Source organism: Pantoea sp. SIMBA_079 (assembly GCF_046940275.1).
Lineage (GTDB): Bacteria > Pseudomonadota > Gammaproteobacteria > Enterobacterales > Enterobacteriaceae > Pantoea > Pantoea borealis.
Genome location: NZ_JAWRYR010000189.1, coordinates 1 through 281, shown reverse-complemented (window position 1 = coordinate 281; position 281 = coordinate 1). Strand labels below are relative to the sequence as shown.

Genomic DNA, 281 nt, shown 5'->3' with positions numbered 1-281 from the left:
CGTCACTCTGCAGGGTCTACAGCACCATCTTGTGATCCTGAGCGCCGGCGTTTGTCATATACATCGTGTCAAATTCAGCGCCGCTCTGTTTTTCCAGTTTAGCGTCCATAGTTTTGTGCTTAGCGTCTGGCTCAGTTGGCAGCGTTACGCCTTTTTGTTCGGCGACTGTCTGAACTTTAGTCAGAGCGGCGCTGTGATCGTCTACCATTTACTGCGCACACGCTTTTACGTCGCTACTTTCCGCTTTGCTCAGCGCGATTTTGCCGGCGGCGACTTCATTG

The 281-nt window shown here is 52.3% G+C and carries 1 pseudogene; it reads right to left on the bottom strand.

The window, feature by feature from the left end:
• Window positions 1-19: 19 nt before the first annotated feature.
• Window positions 20-281: pseudogene (locus SB719_RS19650) on the bottom strand (DUF4142 domain-containing protein); the annotation flags it as partial.